The 1,254-nt window shown below is 47.5% G+C and carries 1 pseudogene; it reads right to left on the bottom strand.

Features of this window, described 5'->3' with window-relative positions:
• Nucleotides 1–1,102: pseudogene (locus A3762_RS13240) on the bottom strand (flagellin); the annotation flags it as partial.
• Nucleotides 1,103–1,254 lie beyond the last annotated feature (152 nt).

Here is a 1,254-nt window from a genome sequence, read left to right as displayed (position 1 = left end):
TAACATTACCAACGTAGACGTTTGCGTTGGTTGCAGCACCCGCACGTAAACCTGCAGCAGCAGCGTCACCAGCAGTACCATCTAATAACGAGATGTTTCGACCATCTTCAGCCGTCAAGTCAACGCGGAAACCGTCGTCAGTTTCAACGACAGCTGCGGTAACGCCGGTTGCGTCTTGGCGAGAATTAATTTGATCAGCTACTTTACCAAGTTCTGTTTGAGTAGCTGTAGCGTTGCCCGCACCTGACGCCGCAACAACCAAGGACAGCTGAACACCATTGATAGTTACAACACGCGTGCCCGCAGTAGTACCAGCTGCAGACGTTACTGAAGTACCTTCTACTGTGTTAGCATTCGCCGTTGCTACAACACCAGTCTGGTCACTTACTGCATTAATTGCAGCAGCTTTTGAAATTGCACTTGAGCTCTTAAGTAGTGCTGATGCTGTGTCAGAACCACCAGATGATGCACCAACTGATACTCCATTAATTACCAAATCGCCGGCAACAAGCTCACGAAGGGCGGCACCTGTGGCGTTCGCTGCGATCGCTGCCTTGCTAGAGTTACTAGACACACCAGAAGAGGCTGCTGAACCAAGTGAAGATGTGTCAACAGACCCTAGGCTAACCGTTACCTCATCGCCAACATTAGCTCCAACTTGGAAAGATTTGCCTTGGAAAGAACCGTCTAGCAGATTTACGCCGTTAAATGTTGCAGAACCTGCAGTTCGCTCAATTTCTGAAATCAACTGCTGCGCTTCTTGATTCAAAGCAACTCGCTCTGAATCACCGTTCGAAGCGTTCGAAGACTGAACCGAAAGCTCACGTAAACGCTGCAAACTTGTAGAAATCGATTCAATAGAACCTTCAGCGATCTGTGCAAGCGAGACACCGTCACCCGCATTTCGTGATGCTACGCTCAAACCACGAACCTGAGCGTCAATACGGTTAGCAATCGCGATACCGGCTGCATCATCTTTTGCACTGTTAATACGAAGACCAGAAGACAAACGCTGCAACGCTGTTTCCTGTGCTGACTGAGAGCTATCCAAGTTACGCTGAGCGTTTAAGGATGCGATGTTAGTATTAATTATTTGTGGCATATCGTCTCTCCTGAATTGAGCAATCTGCTGTTCGACACCATAGTTCTGACCAACAGAACTATGTCTTGTAAGTCGAACTCGTTGCAGTACTTAACGGCACTCGGGAAATAAACTTTAAAAGAAACGGCAACTATATTGTTACGGAGTGTTAA

The sequence above is a fragment of the Oleiphilus sp. HI0125 genome (assembly GCF_001635355.1).
This window is presented reverse-complemented; position numbering and strand designations above follow the sequence as displayed.